The sequence below is a fragment of the Maribacter halichondriae genome, from assembly GCF_027474825.1.
Taxonomy (GTDB): Bacteria; Bacteroidota; Bacteroidia; order Flavobacteriales; family Flavobacteriaceae; genus Meishania; species Meishania halichondriae.
In genome coordinates, this window is sequence record NZ_CP107030.1 from 199,539 (window position 1) to 217,215 (window position 17,677).

Below are 17,677 nucleotides of genomic sequence, written 5' to 3' on the forward strand. Positions count from 1 at the left end.
ATGAAAAAACTAATATTCCTTCTTTTTACAATACTGATTTGTTCCTCAATAACGGCCCAACAAAAATCGAACAACAAAAAACTGGATGCCATGATCGTTCAGGGCATGACCGATTGGAAAATCCCCGGACTGGCAACCATCGTGGTCAAAGATGGCCAAGTAGTTTTTCAAAAAACATACGGGGTCAAAAATTTAGTTTCGAACGAACCTGTAGACGAGAACACACTATTCAACATGGCCTCGACCACCAAGGCGATTGTGGCCATTGCCATGGGTATGTTGGTCGATGATGGAAAATTGAATTGGGATGATAAAGTAGTAGACCACCTACCCTATTTTCAGTTATCCGATCCCTATATCACGGCAGATGCCCGTGTAAAAGACTTGTTTACCCATAATCTGGGTATTGTTAATGCCGATGTGTTGTGGACCCTCGACAGCGTTTCAACTCGTGAAACAGTAAAAGATTTCGATTTGCTGAAAAAAGGGTATCCACTTCGTGGAGGGTTTACCTATCAGAACATTATGTATGCGGTTGCCGGTGAGGTTATTGAAGCAGTCAGCGGAAAGCCATGGAACCAATTTGTAAAGGAACGAATATTTAATCCGCTGGGAATGACCCGAACACAAGCTATTGCCAACGACATTTTCAAAGTAGGGAACTATGTAACACCTTATTTTGATGACCCCGAAGATGGCATGGTGGAAGTCGATTATGGTTTTTCGGATCAAATCGGTCCTGCGGGTATGATTTGCGCTACCCCAAATGACATTGCCAAGTATTTGACTTTCGTTGTCAACGACGGCATACATAAGTCTGATACGTTGATTAGACCAAAGACTTTCAAGTACTTGTTCGAGCCCCATTCTTTTTAGGTACGAATGGAACATACCCGACTAACGCGTTGACCAGACCTGATTGGAATACTTATGGCATGGGTTGGTTTCAGCAAGACTATAAAGGTCATAAACTAGATTTTCATACAGGAAGCTTATTCGGCCTCGTAGCCATTGCCGGTGTAATGCATGATAAAAATATGGCAGTATATGTCTTTGCCAATCTGGATCATGCCGAACTACGACACGCCATTCTATATAAGGCAATAGATCTATATGCATTCAATGACGATAGTCGTGATTGGAATACCGAAGTTTTCAAACTCTATGAGGGATTTAAAAAAGAGAGCTTGGAACAATCAAAAAAGAAAATCGCCGAACGTGTGAAAAACACCAAAACAAGTTTACCAGTGAGCGCCTATGCTGGCACCTATGTGAATGAAATGTTGGGAACCGCCAAGGTCGTAATTAAGGAGAATGGGCCGATGATCAATTTTAATGATTTCATAACATACGATATGGAGCACTGGCATTATGACACTTTTATGACCAACAAGGATAAGCGATTTAGGGAAAAACTGGAGGTTCGTTTTCAACTCGATACTAGTGGCAAGGTCAATGATCTCTATTTGATGGGCGAGATTTTTACTAAAACCGATTGAAATTCTATAACATTATCACCTAAGCCTTACATGCTTTGTTGGTTAGAAAAACTAAAAACTTATGAAGTTCCATTTTCCGTTAGCCCTTGTTCTTTTAGCCCTCATCATAAATTGTAAATCAGGGGCCATTGAAAAGAGAACTCCGAAATTCGAGCATGATATTACCTCCGGCCCTAACCCATGGACGAGCAATGTCTTTGAACCGGAGGAAAAAGATTTCACTTTTGCCATTATCTCCGATTTAAATGGAGGTGAGCGGGAAGGAGTTTACAGTACAGCCGTTGCCCAACTGAATCGCTTGGATCCAACCTTTGTGGTCAGCCTAGGCGACTTAATCGATGGGGGTACAGAAGATTCCCTACAACTAGCGAAAGAATGGAATTCGTTCGACGCTCGAACTTCAAAACTAAATATGCCCTTCTTCTACCTCGGCGGAAATCATGATTTGACCAACCCGGCGATGCGTAAATTTTGGAAGCAACGATTTGGCCCCATATATTATCATTTTGTATATGAAGATGTACTTTTTCTAATGATGGATTCCGAAGATTATGAAGAACAGCGCATGCTCGATATTTATCATGCCCGGGCAAAAGCTCTAAAAATCATCGCGGGAGAAATCGAAGGAACTTATGAAGATTCGGAATATTACAGCATGCAAGAGCGAAAAGTAGGGGGCATGAGTGATGATCAATTCAACTATTTTAAAGATGTACTTGAAAAATACCCTAAAGTCAAATGGACTTTTGTGCTGATGCAAAAACCCCTTTGGCAGCGTGAAGATGATAAAGGCCTTGGCAAATTGGAAGCTTTATTGGCTGAACGGCCTTATACCGTTATCAATGGCCACATACATTCGTTTTCACACCGAATACGAAACAATCGTGATTATATAATTTTAGGAACGACCGGTGGTGGGCAACGAGCACAAGATTCTATGGCGTTTGACCATATATCACTTGTACGAATGGATAAAGAACCCATCATCACCCATCTGAAAATGAATGGTATTTTAGATAAAACGGGTAAAGTACCTGAAGGTGATGATTCAAGGCAAAATTAAAATCCAATAAGACTATGGAAAAGCAAAAAACAATTTTCGTAACCGGCATCACCGGAAATCAAGGTGGTGCCGTCGCTAGGCATTTATTGAGGGAAAATCAGGCTGTTATCGGGTTAACACGCAATTCCAACTCTGAAAAAGCAAAACAATTGAAAGCACAAGGGGCAACTATTGTAGAAGGCAACCTTGATGATCCGAGTACATTTCAATCTGATTTAGATAAGGTAGATGCTATATTCTTGGTACAGGCCCTTCAAGGCAAGGATAATGAGATACGCCAAGGCAAAGGGTTCATCGATAATCTAAAACCTCAAAATAATATACATCTGGTATATGCTTCAGTGCTTGGTGCTGATCTAGATACAGGTGTACCCCATTTTGAAAGCAAATTCGAATTGGAAAAATATATAAAGTCCAAAGACCTCAAATATACCATCCTAAGACCAGCATCATTTTATGAGAACCATTTGTTTCCAAGGGTTGCGAGCGACATAAGAAAAGGCAAGTACATTTCCCCTTTGATCAAATCATGCAAGCAACAAATGATCGGTGTCGATGTCATTGGTAAAATAGCGGCAAAAGTCATTTCAAATAGTGAAAACTACATGGGCAAAACACTCTCGCTTGCAACTGATGAATGGTCAATAGAAGAAATTCCACAATTATTTTCGGAAGCCATAAATAAGCCGGTAAAATATAAAAAGCTACCAAGTATAATTACACGATTGGCCATGGGGAAAGACCTGGCAAAAATGTTCAAATATATGAACAAGCAAAATTTTAGCGGGGTCGAAAACATTGATACGGTTAGAGACGAATTTGAAATCAAGGAAAATTTCAAAAGCTGGGTTTTAGAGCATTTCAAAATTGATTAAGGTCATGATCAAGTTCTTTAGAAAAATCCGTCAAAGACTTCTCACTGAAAACAAATTCAGCAAATACCTGCTCTATGCTATTGGTGAGATTGTATTAGTGATGATTGGTATACTCTTAGCACTTCAGGTCAATAATTGGAATGAAAATAGGATAGCCAAAACAACTGTAAATCGGTATTTGGTTTCATTGGTAGAGGATTTAAAAGAAGACCAAACACTTCTTGAACAGATACAAAACATTCATTCTTTCCGTGTCCATTCCCTAATATACCTTCGAAGGCAATCTGGAGATCCATCATTCTCTTTTGGTCCTCAGCAAATGAAGGTTGTACCTTTTGAGCCTAATTCTGATTGGGACGGTCCTATCCCGACAACCTATAATTTACCATTTATTGAGGAGGCTTTCAGTTCAGCCGGAAGATATCTGCCCATGACCGTCAGCAGTAGTTCAATCAATGAGTTAAAAAATACTGGGATGTTTTCAAACATTCAAAATCTGAGTCTGAAAAAAGATATAGACCAATACTATAGAAATATGGAGTGGGTATTTTTCGATGAAATACATAATGAATCCATTACAAAATGGAATAATTCACTTCTGGATTCAGGCATATACTATTTGCAAATTGCTGAATTACCAGATCCGTTGGATCTTATTACGAAGAACCCGGAAAGGGCCGCTTACCTGAAGAATATAATCGCGGAAGCAAACTACCGAAGTAAAGCGGCAAGTAACTATTACAATAAAATTGATAGTCTCATTATAGAAATTGAACAAGAAGTAATCCAAAGATGATCAAATTCTTTCGAAAAATCCGCTAAAAATGTCATTTGCAGATGTAATACATACAAACTGTTTTGGTTGCGATACAACGTATGAATACATTACCGTTTAGAATCGAAACACGAACTTAAAACCATAGAAATGTTAAACCTAGCTACCTTATTGGAAAATAGTGCTCATAAATATGCCGATAAAGCTGCATTTACTTTTATGGATACTATTCTCAGTTTTTCGCAAGTTAATAGAGCCGCCAATCAAGTTGCAAATGCCCTAGTTGACTTGGGCATCGAACCAGGTGATAAAGTCGCAATGAGTTGTTTCAACCTCCCCTATTTTCCTATTATTTACAACGGGATATTAAGAGCAGGAGCTATCGTCGTGCCCTTAAGTGTTTTACTGAAATCGGATGAAATCCAGTTCCATTTGGAAGATAGCGATGCAAAGGCGTATTTCTGTTTTGTAGGGACCGAAGATTTACCCATGGGAAAAATGGGTCATGAAGGTTTTCAAAAAGCGAAGAACTGTGCTAATTTTATCATGATAATGCCAAAAGAAGATATGCCCTCTCCGATATAAGGAACGAGCACTTTAGGAAGTTTTGTAGCTGGAAAGTCGTACAGCTTCGATACCATAGAAACCAAGGCTTCTGATACAGCTGTTATTATTTATACTTCTGGTACTACAGGCAGACCCAAAGGTGCAGAGTTAACTCATTCCAATCTGTTTACAAATGCCGTAGTAAGTGCTGATTTATTCAATGGTACTTCCGAAGACATTCACCTGATCGTGCTTCCCCTATTTCACATTTTTGCCATGACCGTGATGATGAATTCTGCGCTATATAGAGGAGCATCATCCATATTACTGGCACGTTTTGATGCCGAAGCAGTTTTAAATTCACTTCATAAGCACAAGGTTACCGTTTTTGCCGGGGTACCTACGATGTATTGGGGGCTCAATAATTACCTAGACACTAACGATTTTGATATCTCAGGCATACGATCGAATTTGAAAAGTTGTTTGTCGGGTGGGGCTTCTTTACCCGTTACCGTACTTGAGAAGTTCGAAAAACGCTTTGACATTAACATTCTTGAGGGTTACGGCATGTCTGAGGGTTCTCCTGTGGTAACATTCAATCAAAAAGATATTGGAAGAAAAATAGGATCCGTAGGTACGCCCGCATGGGGCATAAAAGTAAAGTTGGTCAATGAAAAAGGTGAAATTGTCCCCGTCGGTGAGAAAGGAGAATTATTGTACAAAGGGCATAATGTAACGAAAGGGTATTATAAAAATCCTGAAGCTACGGCAAATACCATTAAAAATGGCTGGTTGCATTCAGGTGATATTGCTGTTCAAGATGAAGATGGCTTTTACTATATCGTAGATCGGACAAAGGATATGATTATACGTGGGGGGCTCAACGTCTATCCACGAGAAGTAGAAGAAGTAATAATGAAACACACGGCAGTCTCTATGGCGGCCGTAATTGGAGTTCCGCACTTAGAAAAGGGAGAAGAAATAAAGGCTTTTATCGTCCTCAAAGATGGAGAGAACGTTTCTCAAGAAGAATTGATGGAATTTACAAAAGCACATATTGCAGCTTATAAATATCCAAGAATAATAGAGATAACGCAAGCGCTACCGATGAGTGCTACCGGTAAAATATTAAAAAAAGAACTTCGAAAACGTTAATAATTTCCAACAAACTAATGATAAAATTCTTTCGTCAAATCAACCAAAAAACCTCCCTTCTTGGGAGGGTATTGAGGGGTGGGTAAACACATGAGAGAAATCATTCCATATAAACCAGAATTGATGGCCTATGCCAAAGAGCTTCGCAAGAATATGACGCTTGGAGAAATAACACTATGGCGTGAGATAAAAGGTAAAAAGCTTGGTTTTAGGTTTAGTAGACAGATTCCTATTGATCGATATATTGTAGATTTCTATTGTAAAGATTTAAAATTGGCAATAGAGGTAGACGGATCCATTCATTTTGAGGAAGGGCAGCAAGAGAAAGATAAAATAAGACAAGACAGATTAGAGTCTTTGGGAGTTCATGTAATACGATTTAGCGACCTGGATGTGAAGAACAATCTGGGCTGGGTATTGAATGAGATTAAGAATAAAATTGAACAAATAAAACCCACCCCTAGCCCCTCCCAGGAGGGGAATAAAACCGCGCAAAACTCGAAAAGGTAAAAGTAAAATGTCGTGATCAAATTTTTTTGAAAAATCTACAAAAACACTAAATGTATCCTCCCCTCCTTGGAGGGGATTGAGGGGTGGGTCAAATACTTAGATTGGAACTAAGTTCAAACTCTTTGATAAAAACCCTCTAACAAGTTTCATTTTTTCAATCAAAGCCTGCTAGCACTTCTTCAAGGGACTACAAACCATGATACGCTTTCAGTACATTCTCAATTTGTGCCTCCGTTTCAGGATTGATAAATTTCCGTTCCGGATTCTCATCCAACCATTTTAAGGTACGTTTTATTCCTTCTGTAAAGGGTATCGTAGCCTTAAATGCAGGCACGAAGGTTTTTATTTTGGTATTATCGAAGATTACGCTTTCTGCCTTATCCGCCAACAAGGTTCCTGTGAAATCTGGTTCGATTTTACAAATAAAGTCTGAGGCGATATGTACGATATTGGCTTCCTTGCCCAAACTTTCCGCCAAAATTTTATAAATCATGTTCCAGGTCAAAACCTCATCCGAAGTAATGTGAAAAGCATGACCAATGGCCTGTGTCAATCCCAGTAGACCGACAAAACCCTCTGCAAAATCATCGGCATGGGTCACCGTCCATAACGAAGTGCCATCACCATGAATTATAATTTCCTTTCCTTTTAAAATACGATCTGCGGTAGTGTACTCATTAAACCCCCCAATCGCAATGGGGATGACGATATCGTAGGTCAGCGAGGGTCGGACAATCGTAATGGGAAATCCATCCTCACGATAGGCTTTCATTAACCGGTCCTCACATTTAATCTTATCGTTCGAATAATCCCAAAGGTTATTGTATAGCGGAGTAGATTCCGTAATAACGGGATAACTCAAGGGTGTTTGATAGCAAGATGCCGAGCTGATGAAAATATATTGTTTGGTCTTGCCTTTGAATAAAGCAATATCGCGTTCAATATCTTCGGCCGTAAAAGCGATCCAATTGACCACGACATCCCATTCGTGTTTTTTAAGTTCTGTAAGTTCCTCAGGTCTATTGATATCACCAAGAATGGTTTTCGCCCCAGCGATTTCAACATTGGCCTTGCCCCTATTCAATAGATAAAGATCTATACCTTTTTCTAGGGCCAATCGACTTGAAGGAGCACTGATATTTCCTGTGCCTCCTATGAACAATATTTTCATGCTTCCCGTTATTTGCTACAAAATAACATAATTATCCGAGGTTATGGTTTACCGAACATTGGAAATTTCCAATCCTCAAGACACAAGGGATTTAAACCATATTATTGTTATCTTGGAAGGCATTCGAAATAACTATTCAAATACACCAAAATGAAAAATATATTGACATTTCTTTTTGTATTTACCGCAACTTTGGCACTCGCCCAAGAAAAATCAAACCTAGAATTGATCGATATTTTTGATATGGAATATGTTTCCGATCCGCAAATTTCTCCAGATGGGAGCAAAATAGTCTACATCAGAAATTCAAAGGACGTCATGACCGACAAAAACCTCTCGAACTTATGGATAATTAATTTCGACGGAAGCAACAATCGCCCTCTGACTACCGGAAATCACAACAATGTTTCGCCAAGATGGTCCCGCGACGGTAAAAAACTGGTTTACCGCTCAAATGGTGAAGACAGTAAGACCAAGCTCTATATGATGTGGTTGGACACCAAGGAGAGTGTACCCTTGACCAACACACCACAAGCCCCTTCAAATGTTTCATGGTCGTATGATAATCGCCATTTGGCCTTTACCATGTTCGTACCTGAAAATCACGAATCCATCGTGAAACTTCCCCAAAAACCAGAAGGTGCCAAATGGAACGATCCTCCAAAATATATCGACGACATGACCTACCGCGCCGATGGCGCCGGTTACTTAAAAAGCGGACACAATCAAATTTTTATCCTCTCCACGGATGGTGGCACCCCACGCCAGTTGACTTCTTCGCAAAATAACCATGGCGGGCCGGTTTGGTCAAAAGACAATTCGAGCCTGTACTTTTCCGCCAACCTCCACAAGAATAAGGAGTTCGAACCGGCCAATAGTGAAATCTATAAACTTGAGGTAAAGTCCGGTAAAATTGATACGCTGACCAATCGGTTCGGTCCCGATGACGGTATTACCCTTTCCCCCGACGGAAAGAAAATCGCCTACACCGGTTTTGACGATACCTTTCAAGGCTATCAGGTATCGAAACTATATCTGATGAATGCTGATGGAACCAAAGTGCAAGAGCTTTCCAAAGATTTTGATAGGGATGTGCAAAACGTACAATGGGCCGCCGACGGCAAAGGGCTCTATTTTCAATACGATGACAAAGGGGATACCAAAATAGGGTCTATCACCTTGAACGGAAAAGTTTCTACGATTACAGAGAATTTAGGCGGACTCTCATTGGGAAGGCCCTATAACCAAGCGGAATTTACAGTTTCGAGGAACGGTAAGTTCACCTATACTTTGGGAGGAACAACGCATCCTTCCGATTTGGGCACCCATTATAAAGGAAACGACAATCGCCTTACCCATCTCAATGATGATCTATTTTCATTCCGAAATGTCGCCGAAGTCGAGGAACTTTGGTGGGAATCTTCTTTTGATCAACGAAAAATACAGGGATGGATCGTTAAACCGCCCAATTTTGACGCCTCGAAAAAATATCCAATGATCTTGGAAATCCACGGCGGACCGTTTACCAGCTATGGTTCGGTGTTTTCGGCGGAAGTCCAAGCGTATGCTGCCGCAGGTTATGTCGTGCTGTATACCAATCCACGGGGTAGTACGAGTTACGGACAAGAATTCGGAAACCTCATCCATCACGATTATCCCAATCATGATTATGACGACCTGATGTCTGGCGTGGATGCCCTTTTGGCAAAAGGATACGTCGACGATAAAAACCTTTTCGTTACCGGCGGTAGTGGTGGTGGCGTTCTGTCTGCATGGATCGTAGGGAAAACAGATCGCTTTAAAGCCGCCGTAGTCGCGAAGCCTGTAATCAACTGGTACAGTTTTGTGTTGTATTCCGATAATCCGGGGTTCTTTTATAAATATTGGTTTCCGAACAAGCCATGGGAAAATCCTGAAAATTATCTGAAGCGTTCCCCAATATCGCTGGTGGGCAATGTGACCACACCAACTATGTTATTGACCGGTGAGGAAGATTATCGTACTCCGATTGCAGAGTCGGAACAATATTATGCCGCGCTTAAACTTCAAAAGGTAGAAACAGCGATGGTCCGAATTCCTGGTGCCTCGCACGGTATCGCTAACCGACCAAGCAATTTGATCGCGAAAATAGCCAGTGTGTTGGCATGGTTCGATAAATATAAAGACAAATAATTCATGATTAATTCAAGTAAACTAGTACCAAAAGATCTTATTATGGTTTTTCTCATGTTGCCCATACTGCTTTCTTCACAATCGATAAAAGTGATGACCTATAACATCAAATATGACAATGTCAACGATACGGTCAATAATTGGAACGACCGCAAAGAAGCTATGGTAGAACTTCTAAAAAAGCATAATCCAAGCATCATCGGCATGCAGGAAGTACTATTTAGGCAATTGGAATTTTTGGACGAATCACTTCCAAGTTATAAATATGTGGGAGTTGGCCGCGACGATGGGCAGCAAAAAGGAGAGTTCTCCCCTATTCTATATAATTCGGTAAAATATAAGTTGTTGCAATCGAATACATTTTGGCTTTCAAAAACTCCCAATAAAATATCGGTAGGTTGGGATGCCGCTTTGGAACGCATCTGCACCTATGGACTTTTCGAGGATAAAAGTTCTGGGCAAAAATTTTGGGTCTTTAATACCCATTTTGACCATGTCGGAGTAAAGGCACGGAAAAAATCGGTCAAACTCATCCAAAAGAAAATTAGGGATATCAATTCGGACAAACTGCCTGTAGTAGTGATGGGAGACCTTAACTTGACTCCAGACCAAAAACCTATTCAGCTTCTACAGCGAAAGATGAACGATGGGCTTTCAATAACAAAAACTCCATTAACAGGACCAACCGGAACGTTCAATGGTTTTGATGTCTTGGATCCGATGCTTCGGCGCATAGATTATATATTCTTGGACAAATTTGACGTCGATAGTTACATTCACTTAGATGAACGTTTGCAAAATGGCAAGCATGTATCCGATCATTTGCCAGTGAAGGCGGATTTAAAGTTTAAAATCATGTCTAACTAAAGAATCTAAAAAAATAACAGATCTGATATGGCATATGACGAATTTTTGGCCGACCGAATTCGGCACGTTTTAAAACAAAAGTCGGTTTTTGCAGAGGAAAAGAAAATGATGGGCGGACTTTGTTTTATGGTCGATGACAAAATGTGTTTCGGAATGCACATTGATAAAAAAACCGATTCATCATTATTTATGGCCAGAGTTGGTACCGACCAATATGAAAAGGCCCTCTCAAAGCCACATTGCATGGAAATGAATTTTACGGGCCGTACAATGAAGGGTTATGTTTTCGTTTCTGTCGAAGGAATCGATTCTGACAAAGATTTGGAATCTTGGATCCAAATGTGTTTGGATTTCAATCCTTTGGCGAAAAGCAGTAAAAAAAAAAGCTAAAAAGAGTTAGATAATAGCTCGTCGAGCGTAATAACATCATCACTGTTCATCATCTCAATACTGTTCTTATTGTCTTTTATAGCAACGGCGGCCCCATTCCAACTATGCCATTGTAGAAAATAGGCCGCCTTACCCTTTAACGCATTGACATGCTGCATCATATCCCAATTTCCGTACCCTGAATCGATAGGTCCAGATTCACTCATTACGATGGTTTTTCCCAATGATTTTAAGGCATCATAATCGGGAAAATCAGGATTCACCCCATAATAATCCATCCCTACCAAATCGACGTAATCGGAACCTGGATAAAACGAAGTAACATCGGCGTTCCATCCACGATCCGGCACTACGGAGTATGTCCAAATCAGATTGTCCAAACCATAATCAAAAATTAGGGTATTGTAAAGGTCCATCCATAGTTCTTTATAATCAGCTTCGTTCGTTTGTTGGTTGTTATAGGTGTCGATACCCCACCAAAAAAAGTCGCCGTTCATCTCATGAAAGGGTCTCCAAATTACGGTAACCCCGGCATCACGGAGTTTTTGCAGACCTCCCGCAACATTATCAAGCTCGGTACGATAGCTGGTTCTTGCAGTCGACGGAGCTGCATCTTTCAGAAGTGACCTCAAATCGATGTTATCCTTGTTTTCTACGGTATTCCAATATATATCGATTCCCGCTTCAAACGGATTATCGGCATGCCAGCTCACGGTGACCAATCCCCCTTCGTTCCAATGATCAGCTAGAGTCTGTACAGGATATTCGGTGCCCGAGTACCAACCAAAATCCGCTCCTATAATTCCAACATGTCTTCCTGTGATATCAGCTAGCATATCAACATAAGTATTGTAAAAGGAAGCTGTAGTATTTGGGGCATCACCGCAATGCTGACCTACAATGACCTGTTCATTGGCTATCAACGTATCGAAATAAGCGAGTATGTCTTCTTTGCCAAGACCTTCCAATCCGGTATTTTCAAGAGATTCTTCGGAAGATTCTTGCGAAGTTGCATTGTCCTCGTTCGGGGATTGGTCGGCACCTATAACTTGTTGTTTATCACAAGAAACAAAGAGAAATACCATAAAAAGGGGAAGCAATAATCGCATTATACAAGATTTGTTGACTTTTAAAACAGGTATCAATAATCATTCCGAAAAATTTAACAAAAAAAGGCCGTCCACAATGGAACGGCCTTTTCAGAATTGGTTATTTGGTCTTCTTACTCGATAATAATCTGCTTGCTATCGGACCAACCCGTACCATCAACTTTTAGAATGTAGTTTCCAGTCGGTAAGTTACCAAGGGTATAAGCAATTTTTACCTTGCCTTTTTCCACTTCATATGAAATAGGATTACCAACCTGTTGACCACCAAAATTATAGAGGGTCAACCAAATAGTCTCTTTGCTGGAAACGAGTTCGGCTTTTAGGCTTGCAGTTCCCTTCGCATCGGTACTTACGGACTTGCTGATCGTATTTACCTCTACCGTAATGTTCGAACCGCTTTTGGCGGGCGAAGGATAAACGGAAGCTACCATATTCATCTCGCTCGACCTTGTACCATTGGCACCACAACCCACATCGGGGAAGTTTAAGGTCATTACGGTTGACCCTTTCACATCCTTCGGGCGATACCCAAGAGATGATGTACTCGCCAAAATCTTCAGCGGTCAGATTCAATTTTTCCGTTCGGTTGTTTCCAGGGTATTGGGGTTCGTTTTCCTGTACGATGACATCGCCATTCGGGAATTCGAAAATGAATTTCCAATCGGTAAAGTCTTCGGCGTACGAATCCCCTAACTTATTGCCATCGATATACATCCAAATATAGAAATCATCACCGATACATGCTGCCGTCTCATCACCGGGAATATAGACTCCCGGGGTATCCCTTGGCAATATCTTAAAACTCGGATTGATATTACAGGGGTTGTTCACCGTTACCGTAACTTCATCTTCAGCAATACAGAACAATTCATTGGTCACCATGACCGAATAGGTCGTTGTAGTTTCCGGGGAAACCGTTATGGACTGGGTAGTCTCACCTGTCGACCAATAAATTTCATCGCCTGCATTCGTACCTGTTACGGTCAATGTGGTGCTTTCGCCGTAAATAATGGCGATATCCATACCCGCATTAATATCAATAGTACTGACTTCTACCTCGAAACTCAAGGTTTCCTCACAATCTGGAATAGTACTATCGGAAATTGTCACCGTATAGGTCGTGGTAACTTCAGGAGTCACTAGTATTGAGGCCGTCGTAGCTCCCGTACTCCAGAGAAACGTATCTCCACCACCAGCGGAAATTACAATTTCCTCTCCCTTACAAATTACGTCATCGCCCTGAATCGCGGGTTCAAGCATACACTGCTTGACAAGACCGGCATCGATACTATAGTTATCGGTATCGGTTATGGTAAAACATGGTGTTTTTCCGTCGGCACCCGCATCTGAATCCATCATATCATCATTACCGGCATTGGCCGAGGTAAAATCATAGCCAGCGGGTACATTTTCAAAAACAATATAATAATCCCCGGGACAGACATCGAAGGAGTAAAAACCTCCATTTTCAGTAACCATATCGGCTACGAAAGTATCATTACAATCGTATAAGGAAACGGTCAATCCGTCAACTCCAGTTTCGTTGTTATCTTGTATTCCGTTGCGATTGGTATCGTCCCAGACAAAATCACCGATTGTTACTTTATCCAAATTATTGACCACGACTTCGTCCATAGCCTCACAACCATTACAGTTGGTAACTTCGACTTGGTATGTTCCGGATGTGGATACTTCAATGGTCTGTTGGTCACTAGCACCTACGATAGTACCGTCTTGGGTAGTCCATTGAAAGATAACTTCGTTACCTCCTTGTACATCACATTCACCCAATGGAAGATTGATATCCCCTGTGGTATAATAGCCGTCACCACCAGAAATCGTAAACCAACCGGAAGCTCCGAAACCAGCACGGGTTACATCGGCACCCATACCGATTTGAAAGGATGGGCCCATCGAGGTCGTATAAAACGTACCGTGGTTCTGGGAAGTGATCGTACCGTTCAAGGTTGTATAATATTCAAAACCAGAAGTATCTTGGGGAAGATTACAAGAATGTTCTTTGGGGCTATTGGCAGGGGCTACCGTAGTATGCCCACTGTATTGCATGTCTACTTCGATTATATCGACCCCGTTCGTGGCGGTCGCCGTATACCGGGCGGTACCATTGTCAAAGGTTTCGAAACGTTGTACCGAGGCATTGAACCTACGAGAATCGCTAGCCGAACCCGGCACGAGGTAAATCTCTTCAGAATCGGGATTATTCCCGGTACATTTCAACATATCAAGTACGGGATACACACACCCTGAAACACAATCGTTGGTGCCATCATAGGTGGCAGTCAATTCGATATTCTCTTCGGTGCATACTTCCACATCATCACCTGCATCGACTTCTAGGTCGCAAATAGGTTCGTAGGACAAACAGATACTACTCGGCACGACAGAATTTGCACTAGGTTCGTAACCGGTACCCAAGGTAGGGTCTTCATAATGTACGATACAGATACGGTCGATTCCGTTCGGAAAAACAATATCTTGGTTCAAAGGACCTTTCCACTGTGCGGAGGTTACGCCATCTTCCAAATCTTGGGTGTAATCGGATACGAATTGTATCACATTTTCTTTTAGAAAGACCAATTTCCATCGCTCGAACTGTTGTGCGTTGGTATCTTGTCGGTTCGGATATCCATCCCAGGAGACTACCTCGTTAATATCGACACGGATTCCTTGAGAGAAGTCGGATGGATACGGTCCCGGAATTTCATAGATCAAAGCAGTACCGCCCTGTACAAAACGTATATCGGCGTTTACCCATCCCGTATTTGTCATTTGCAGGTTGTTGACCCAGCTATAGGTACCGATGCCCGTGGTACACGAGGGTGCATCCGGTAGTGTTACCGTGCCGAACATAGCGGATTCCTCAATTGTAGAAGTTTTAGCCTCTTTGGGACTCGTTTCTTCGATGTTTCCATCGATCGGGTTCCCGAGCATAAAGAAGGGAACCAGCATTAAAAATGTAAATAGGTTTTTGGCCGTGATCGGCCGAGCGTAGTTTTTTGCCATAATAGCTTAAGTTTAAGGTTACTGTTTTTATAAGACTTTGGGAAATCTTCACATCCTATTTGAACATCAAACGACGTTCAGGCATGCGGTTCATTAAGTAAGGATTTGGGAGCGTAGATTTCTATATCATCAATTTTAATTTAAGATTATATCCAACAAAGAAACGACGATATGGAGAGAGGCGGTAAAATTTTCGGCAAACCGTAAGTTTATCCATACAAGTTGAAAGCTACTGATACCCAGACCGATAAAACATCCATTTTAACGAGTATAGCTGTAAAGTGTGTCGCAAAAACAATCACCACAGAATACGCACCAAATGATTACCGTTAGATGGGAAATCTTGATATTCCGTTTATTCGTAATAATTTCTCCTTTCGTCGAAAGCGGACATGACTTATAAAGGGTTACTCTTTATTTTTGCTACTTTTATGAACAAAAGGTGATGAACCGTTTTAACAAATGGTTTGAAGAACCCTGCACCACTATGAAAAGAAGTCTTGATTACACAGTATTTAGAATTGTCTTTCTATGGCTTTTTTTGGTCATTGCAGCTTCTTGTGGAAGCAAAAGTGACGATTCCGTACCGCCCATAGAAGTAATCGAAGAGGAAGAAGTTGAGGAAAGTATACCGCCCGTCGTGTTCACTGCCATAGGGGATGTACCCTATGATGATGAACAGCGAACAGACCTCATCAATATGGTTACGGCCCATAATGCGCAAAATAAATCTGAATTCATTATTCATGTAGGTGATATCAAACGTGGAGCCGACCCTTGCGATGAAACTGTCTATGAGGATGTTAGCACAATTTTAAAAGGCTTCGATATGCCAACTTTCGTCGTATTGGGTGATAATGAATTCAATACATGTGCCGACCCCGATCAAGGTCTCGAATTTTGGAACCAGTATTTTCTGCACTTCAATGAAAATTGGCAGTTTGCCCACACGGTTCTATATCAGACCGAGCGCGCGGAGAATTTTAGTTGGGTCGAAAATAAGGTACTTTTCGTCGGCATTAACCTGGTGGGCATACCCGTTCACGACCAAGAAGAATGGGACGAAAGACTTGCAGACGACGCCAAATGGGTCTCGCAGCTATTGGAAGAACATAAGGAAGATACTGAGGCCACCGTCATATTTGCTCAGGCCAATATTGTCAACCTTGAGCCCGATAAATTCAACATATTCACCGACGTCTTTCGTGCGGCTTCTGCGACTTATGCCAAACCAATACTTTATCTACATGGTGACGGGCATTTTTGGATAGAAAACAGGCCTTGGGCCGAAAAAAACATTCTAAGGGTACAGATTGTAGGCGGTTCGGAAGCTGCACAGGTAACAGTGGACACTTCAAAAGAGAATCCGTTTAGTTTCGACAGCAGTTTTTTGGAATAAAAATCTGCGATATCTTATTGGGAATTCCATTATACTTTTTGGTGGTAACTACTTCAGCTCTATATATCCCTAGACTAAAAAATCTAAGAATAAGGCCAAGGTTTTCCATAGTTATAATGTAAATCTTAAGCCTCCAAGGCCTTTTTCACCATGACCTTCGCCAAATGCGATCGGTATTCCTCACCGGCAAAATGATCGCTCATCACATCGACATCATCAACTGCATGAGAGGCTGCACTACTAGTACCATCGTAGGCGTTTTCAACCGCTGTCGCCCTATACGGAGTACCTGAAACGCCCGTCACACCGACCTTTACAGAATCTCCTTCTTTTACAGCGGCAACTCCGACCACGGCAAATCGAGACGCGGACTGAAAGAATTTGTGATAAGATCCATTCACAACTTTTGGAAAACGAATTGCGGTAATCAATTCATCTTCAGTCAAAGCGGTTGTAAAAATCCCCAAAAAGAAATCGGTGGCATCGATGGTGCGTTTTCCACTTTTTCCTTCGACTTCGATTTTTGCATCACAAGCCAAAATAGTCGCGGGATAATCAGAAGCAGGATCGGCATGGGCCAAACTTCCACCAATTGTTCCTCGATTTCGCACTTGAATATCTCCAATACATTTTGCCGTTTGTGCAAGAATATTGAGCTGTGAATTCACCAATTCAGAACTGGCAATAGCACTATGAGTGCAGTTCGCTCCGACAACAATTTCATCATCATCTTCTGAAATAGTGTCCATCCCCGAAATTCCGCTGATATCGATAAGCATCTCAGGTCGGCTCAATCGTAACTTCATTGCAGGAATCAGGCTATGTCCGCCTGCCAATATTTTAGCTTCATCGCCATGCTTCTCAAGCATGTTTATCGCTTCGCTGACCGAACCTACTTTTATATAATCAAATTTTGCTGGTATCATGTTTATGTTGTTTGTTCAAACTTTTTCCTTGTTATTTACTATTCTTGATGCTTCAACTCAACTGTTTCCGAAGGTTGGAAGTTGGAAGCAAGAGGCTCGAAGTCTCAAGTTTTGATTCTTCTGTCTTCGTACTCCTTATTTAACATTTCAAGATTTGTGCTTGATGCTTCCCGCTTCAAACTTCGCGCTTCCTTCC

At 41.3% G+C, this 17,677-nt stretch carries 17 protein-coding genes; 12 read left to right on the forward strand and 5 right to left on the reverse strand.

Translation table 11 applies throughout. The annotated features are described in order from the left end of the window. The 8 genes from N8A86_RS00925 to N8A86_RS00960 all read left to right on the forward strand — a co-directional run bounded on the left by N8A86_RS00925 (position 1) and on the right by N8A86_RS00960 (position 6,423). Positions 1 to 876, forward strand: a complete 876-nt coding sequence (locus N8A86_RS00925) for a serine hydrolase domain-containing protein (protein WP_273567357.1) — start codon at positions 1 to 3, stop codon at positions 874 to 876. Positions 877 to 905: 29 nt separating this feature from the next. Next, complete coding sequence (locus tag N8A86_RS00930) at positions 906 to 1,499, forward strand: DUF3471 domain-containing protein (protein WP_273567358.1); 594 nt, start codon at positions 906 to 908, stop codon at positions 1,497 to 1,499. Between the two features lie 61 nt (positions 1,500 to 1,560). After that, on the forward strand, positions 1,561 to 2,562 hold the full coding sequence (locus N8A86_RS00935; protein WP_273567359.1) for a metallophosphoesterase family protein: 1,002 nt from the start codon (positions 1,561 to 1,563) through the stop codon (positions 2,560 to 2,562). A gap of 14 nt (positions 2,563 to 2,576) precedes the next feature. Continuing rightward, positions 2,577 to 3,437, forward strand: coding sequence for an NmrA/HSCARG family protein (locus N8A86_RS00940; protein WP_273567360.1), 861 nt, complete (start codon positions 2,577 to 2,579; stop codon positions 3,435 to 3,437). A 4-nt stretch (positions 3,438 to 3,441) separates the two neighbouring features. Then, entirely contained in the window at positions 3,442 to 4,233 is a 792-nt protein-coding gene (locus N8A86_RS00945) for a DUF6090 family protein (RefSeq protein ID WP_273567361.1), read from the forward strand. Between the two features lie 129 nt (positions 4,234 to 4,362). Then, complete coding sequence (locus tag N8A86_RS00950) at positions 4,363 to 4,797, forward strand: AMP-binding protein (RefSeq protein ID WP_273567362.1); 435 nt, start codon at positions 4,363 to 4,365, stop codon at positions 4,795 to 4,797. Positions 4,798 to 4,851: 54 nt separating this feature from the next. Continuing rightward, on the forward strand, positions 4,852 to 5,913 hold the full coding sequence (locus tag N8A86_RS00955; protein WP_273568996.1) for an AMP-binding protein: 1,062 nt from the start codon (positions 4,852 to 4,854) through the stop codon (positions 5,911 to 5,913). 90 nt (positions 5,914 to 6,003) lie between these two features. Beyond that, a complete protein-coding gene (locus N8A86_RS00960; RefSeq protein ID WP_273567363.1) occupies positions 6,004 to 6,423 on the forward strand; it encodes an endonuclease domain-containing protein in 420 nt (139 codons plus the stop codon). 187 nt (positions 6,424 to 6,610) lie between these two features. Here N8A86_RS00960 and N8A86_RS00965 read toward each other — a convergent pair whose 3' ends face one another. After that, the gene (locus N8A86_RS00965; RefSeq protein WP_273567364.1) at positions 6,611 to 7,594 is read right to left on the reverse strand and encodes an NAD-dependent epimerase/dehydratase family protein; all 984 of its coding nucleotides are present in this window, start codon (positions 7,592 to 7,594) and stop codon (positions 6,611 to 6,613) included. Between the two features lie 150 nt (positions 7,595 to 7,744). On the opposite strand from N8A86_RS00965, the gene N8A86_RS00970 reads away from it, so the two are divergent. Genes N8A86_RS00970 through N8A86_RS00980 form a run of 3 tightly spaced genes read left to right on the forward strand, consistent with a single transcriptional unit; the run spans position 7,745 to position 11,023 of the window. Continuing rightward, positions 7,745 to 9,766 carry a S9 family peptidase gene (locus N8A86_RS00970; RefSeq protein WP_273567365.1) on the forward strand — a complete coding sequence of 674 codons (2,022 nt, stop codon included), beginning with the start codon at positions 7,745 to 7,747 and terminating at the stop codon, positions 9,764 to 9,766. Between the two features lie 42 nt (positions 9,767 to 9,808). After that, positions 9,809 to 10,633 (forward strand): endonuclease/exonuclease/phosphatase family protein, encoded by an 825-nt coding sequence (locus N8A86_RS00975; RefSeq protein WP_273567366.1) that lies wholly within the window; start codon positions 9,809 to 9,811, stop codon positions 10,631 to 10,633. A gap of 27 nt (positions 10,634 to 10,660) precedes the next feature. Continuing rightward, a complete protein-coding gene (locus N8A86_RS00980; RefSeq protein WP_273567367.1) occupies positions 10,661 to 11,023 on the forward strand; it encodes a TfoX/Sxy family protein in 363 nt (120 codons plus the stop codon). Here N8A86_RS00980 and N8A86_RS00985 read toward each other — a convergent pair. From N8A86_RS00985 to N8A86_RS00995, 3 genes are all read right to left on the reverse strand, one after another. Further along, positions 11,020 to 12,132, reverse strand: coding sequence for a glycosyl hydrolase (locus N8A86_RS00985; protein ID WP_273567368.1), 1,113 nt, complete (start codon positions 12,130 to 12,132; stop codon positions 11,020 to 11,022). The genes N8A86_RS00980 and N8A86_RS00985 overlap by 4 nt on opposite strands. A gap of 113 nt (positions 12,133 to 12,245) precedes the next feature. Continuing rightward, positions 12,246 to 12,416: a T9SS type A sorting domain-containing protein gene (locus N8A86_RS22110; RefSeq protein WP_488226198.1), complete on the reverse strand. Its 171-nt coding sequence runs from the start codon at positions 12,414 to 12,416 to the stop codon at positions 12,246 to 12,248. Further along, on the reverse strand, positions 12,403 to 15,156 hold the full coding sequence (locus N8A86_RS00995; RefSeq protein ID WP_273567369.1) for an SdrD B-like domain-containing protein: 2,754 nt from the start codon (positions 15,154 to 15,156) through the stop codon (positions 12,403 to 12,405). The genes N8A86_RS22110 and N8A86_RS00995 overlap by 14 nt, the downstream gene beginning before the upstream one ends. 487 nt (positions 15,157 to 15,643) lie before the next feature. On the opposite strand from N8A86_RS00995, the gene N8A86_RS01000 reads away from it, so the two are divergent. Beyond that, positions 15,644 to 16,555, forward strand: a complete 912-nt coding sequence (locus N8A86_RS01000; protein ID WP_273567370.1) for a metallophosphoesterase — start codon at positions 15,644 to 15,646, stop codon at positions 16,553 to 16,555. Positions 16,556 to 16,680: 125 nt separating this feature from the next. On the opposite strand, the gene N8A86_RS01005 is transcribed toward N8A86_RS01000, so the two are convergent. Continuing rightward, positions 16,681 to 17,481, reverse strand: a complete 801-nt coding sequence (locus tag N8A86_RS01005; RefSeq protein WP_273567371.1) for an FAD binding domain-containing protein — start codon at positions 17,479 to 17,481, stop codon at positions 16,681 to 16,683. Positions 17,482 to 17,677: the final 196 nt, after the last annotated feature.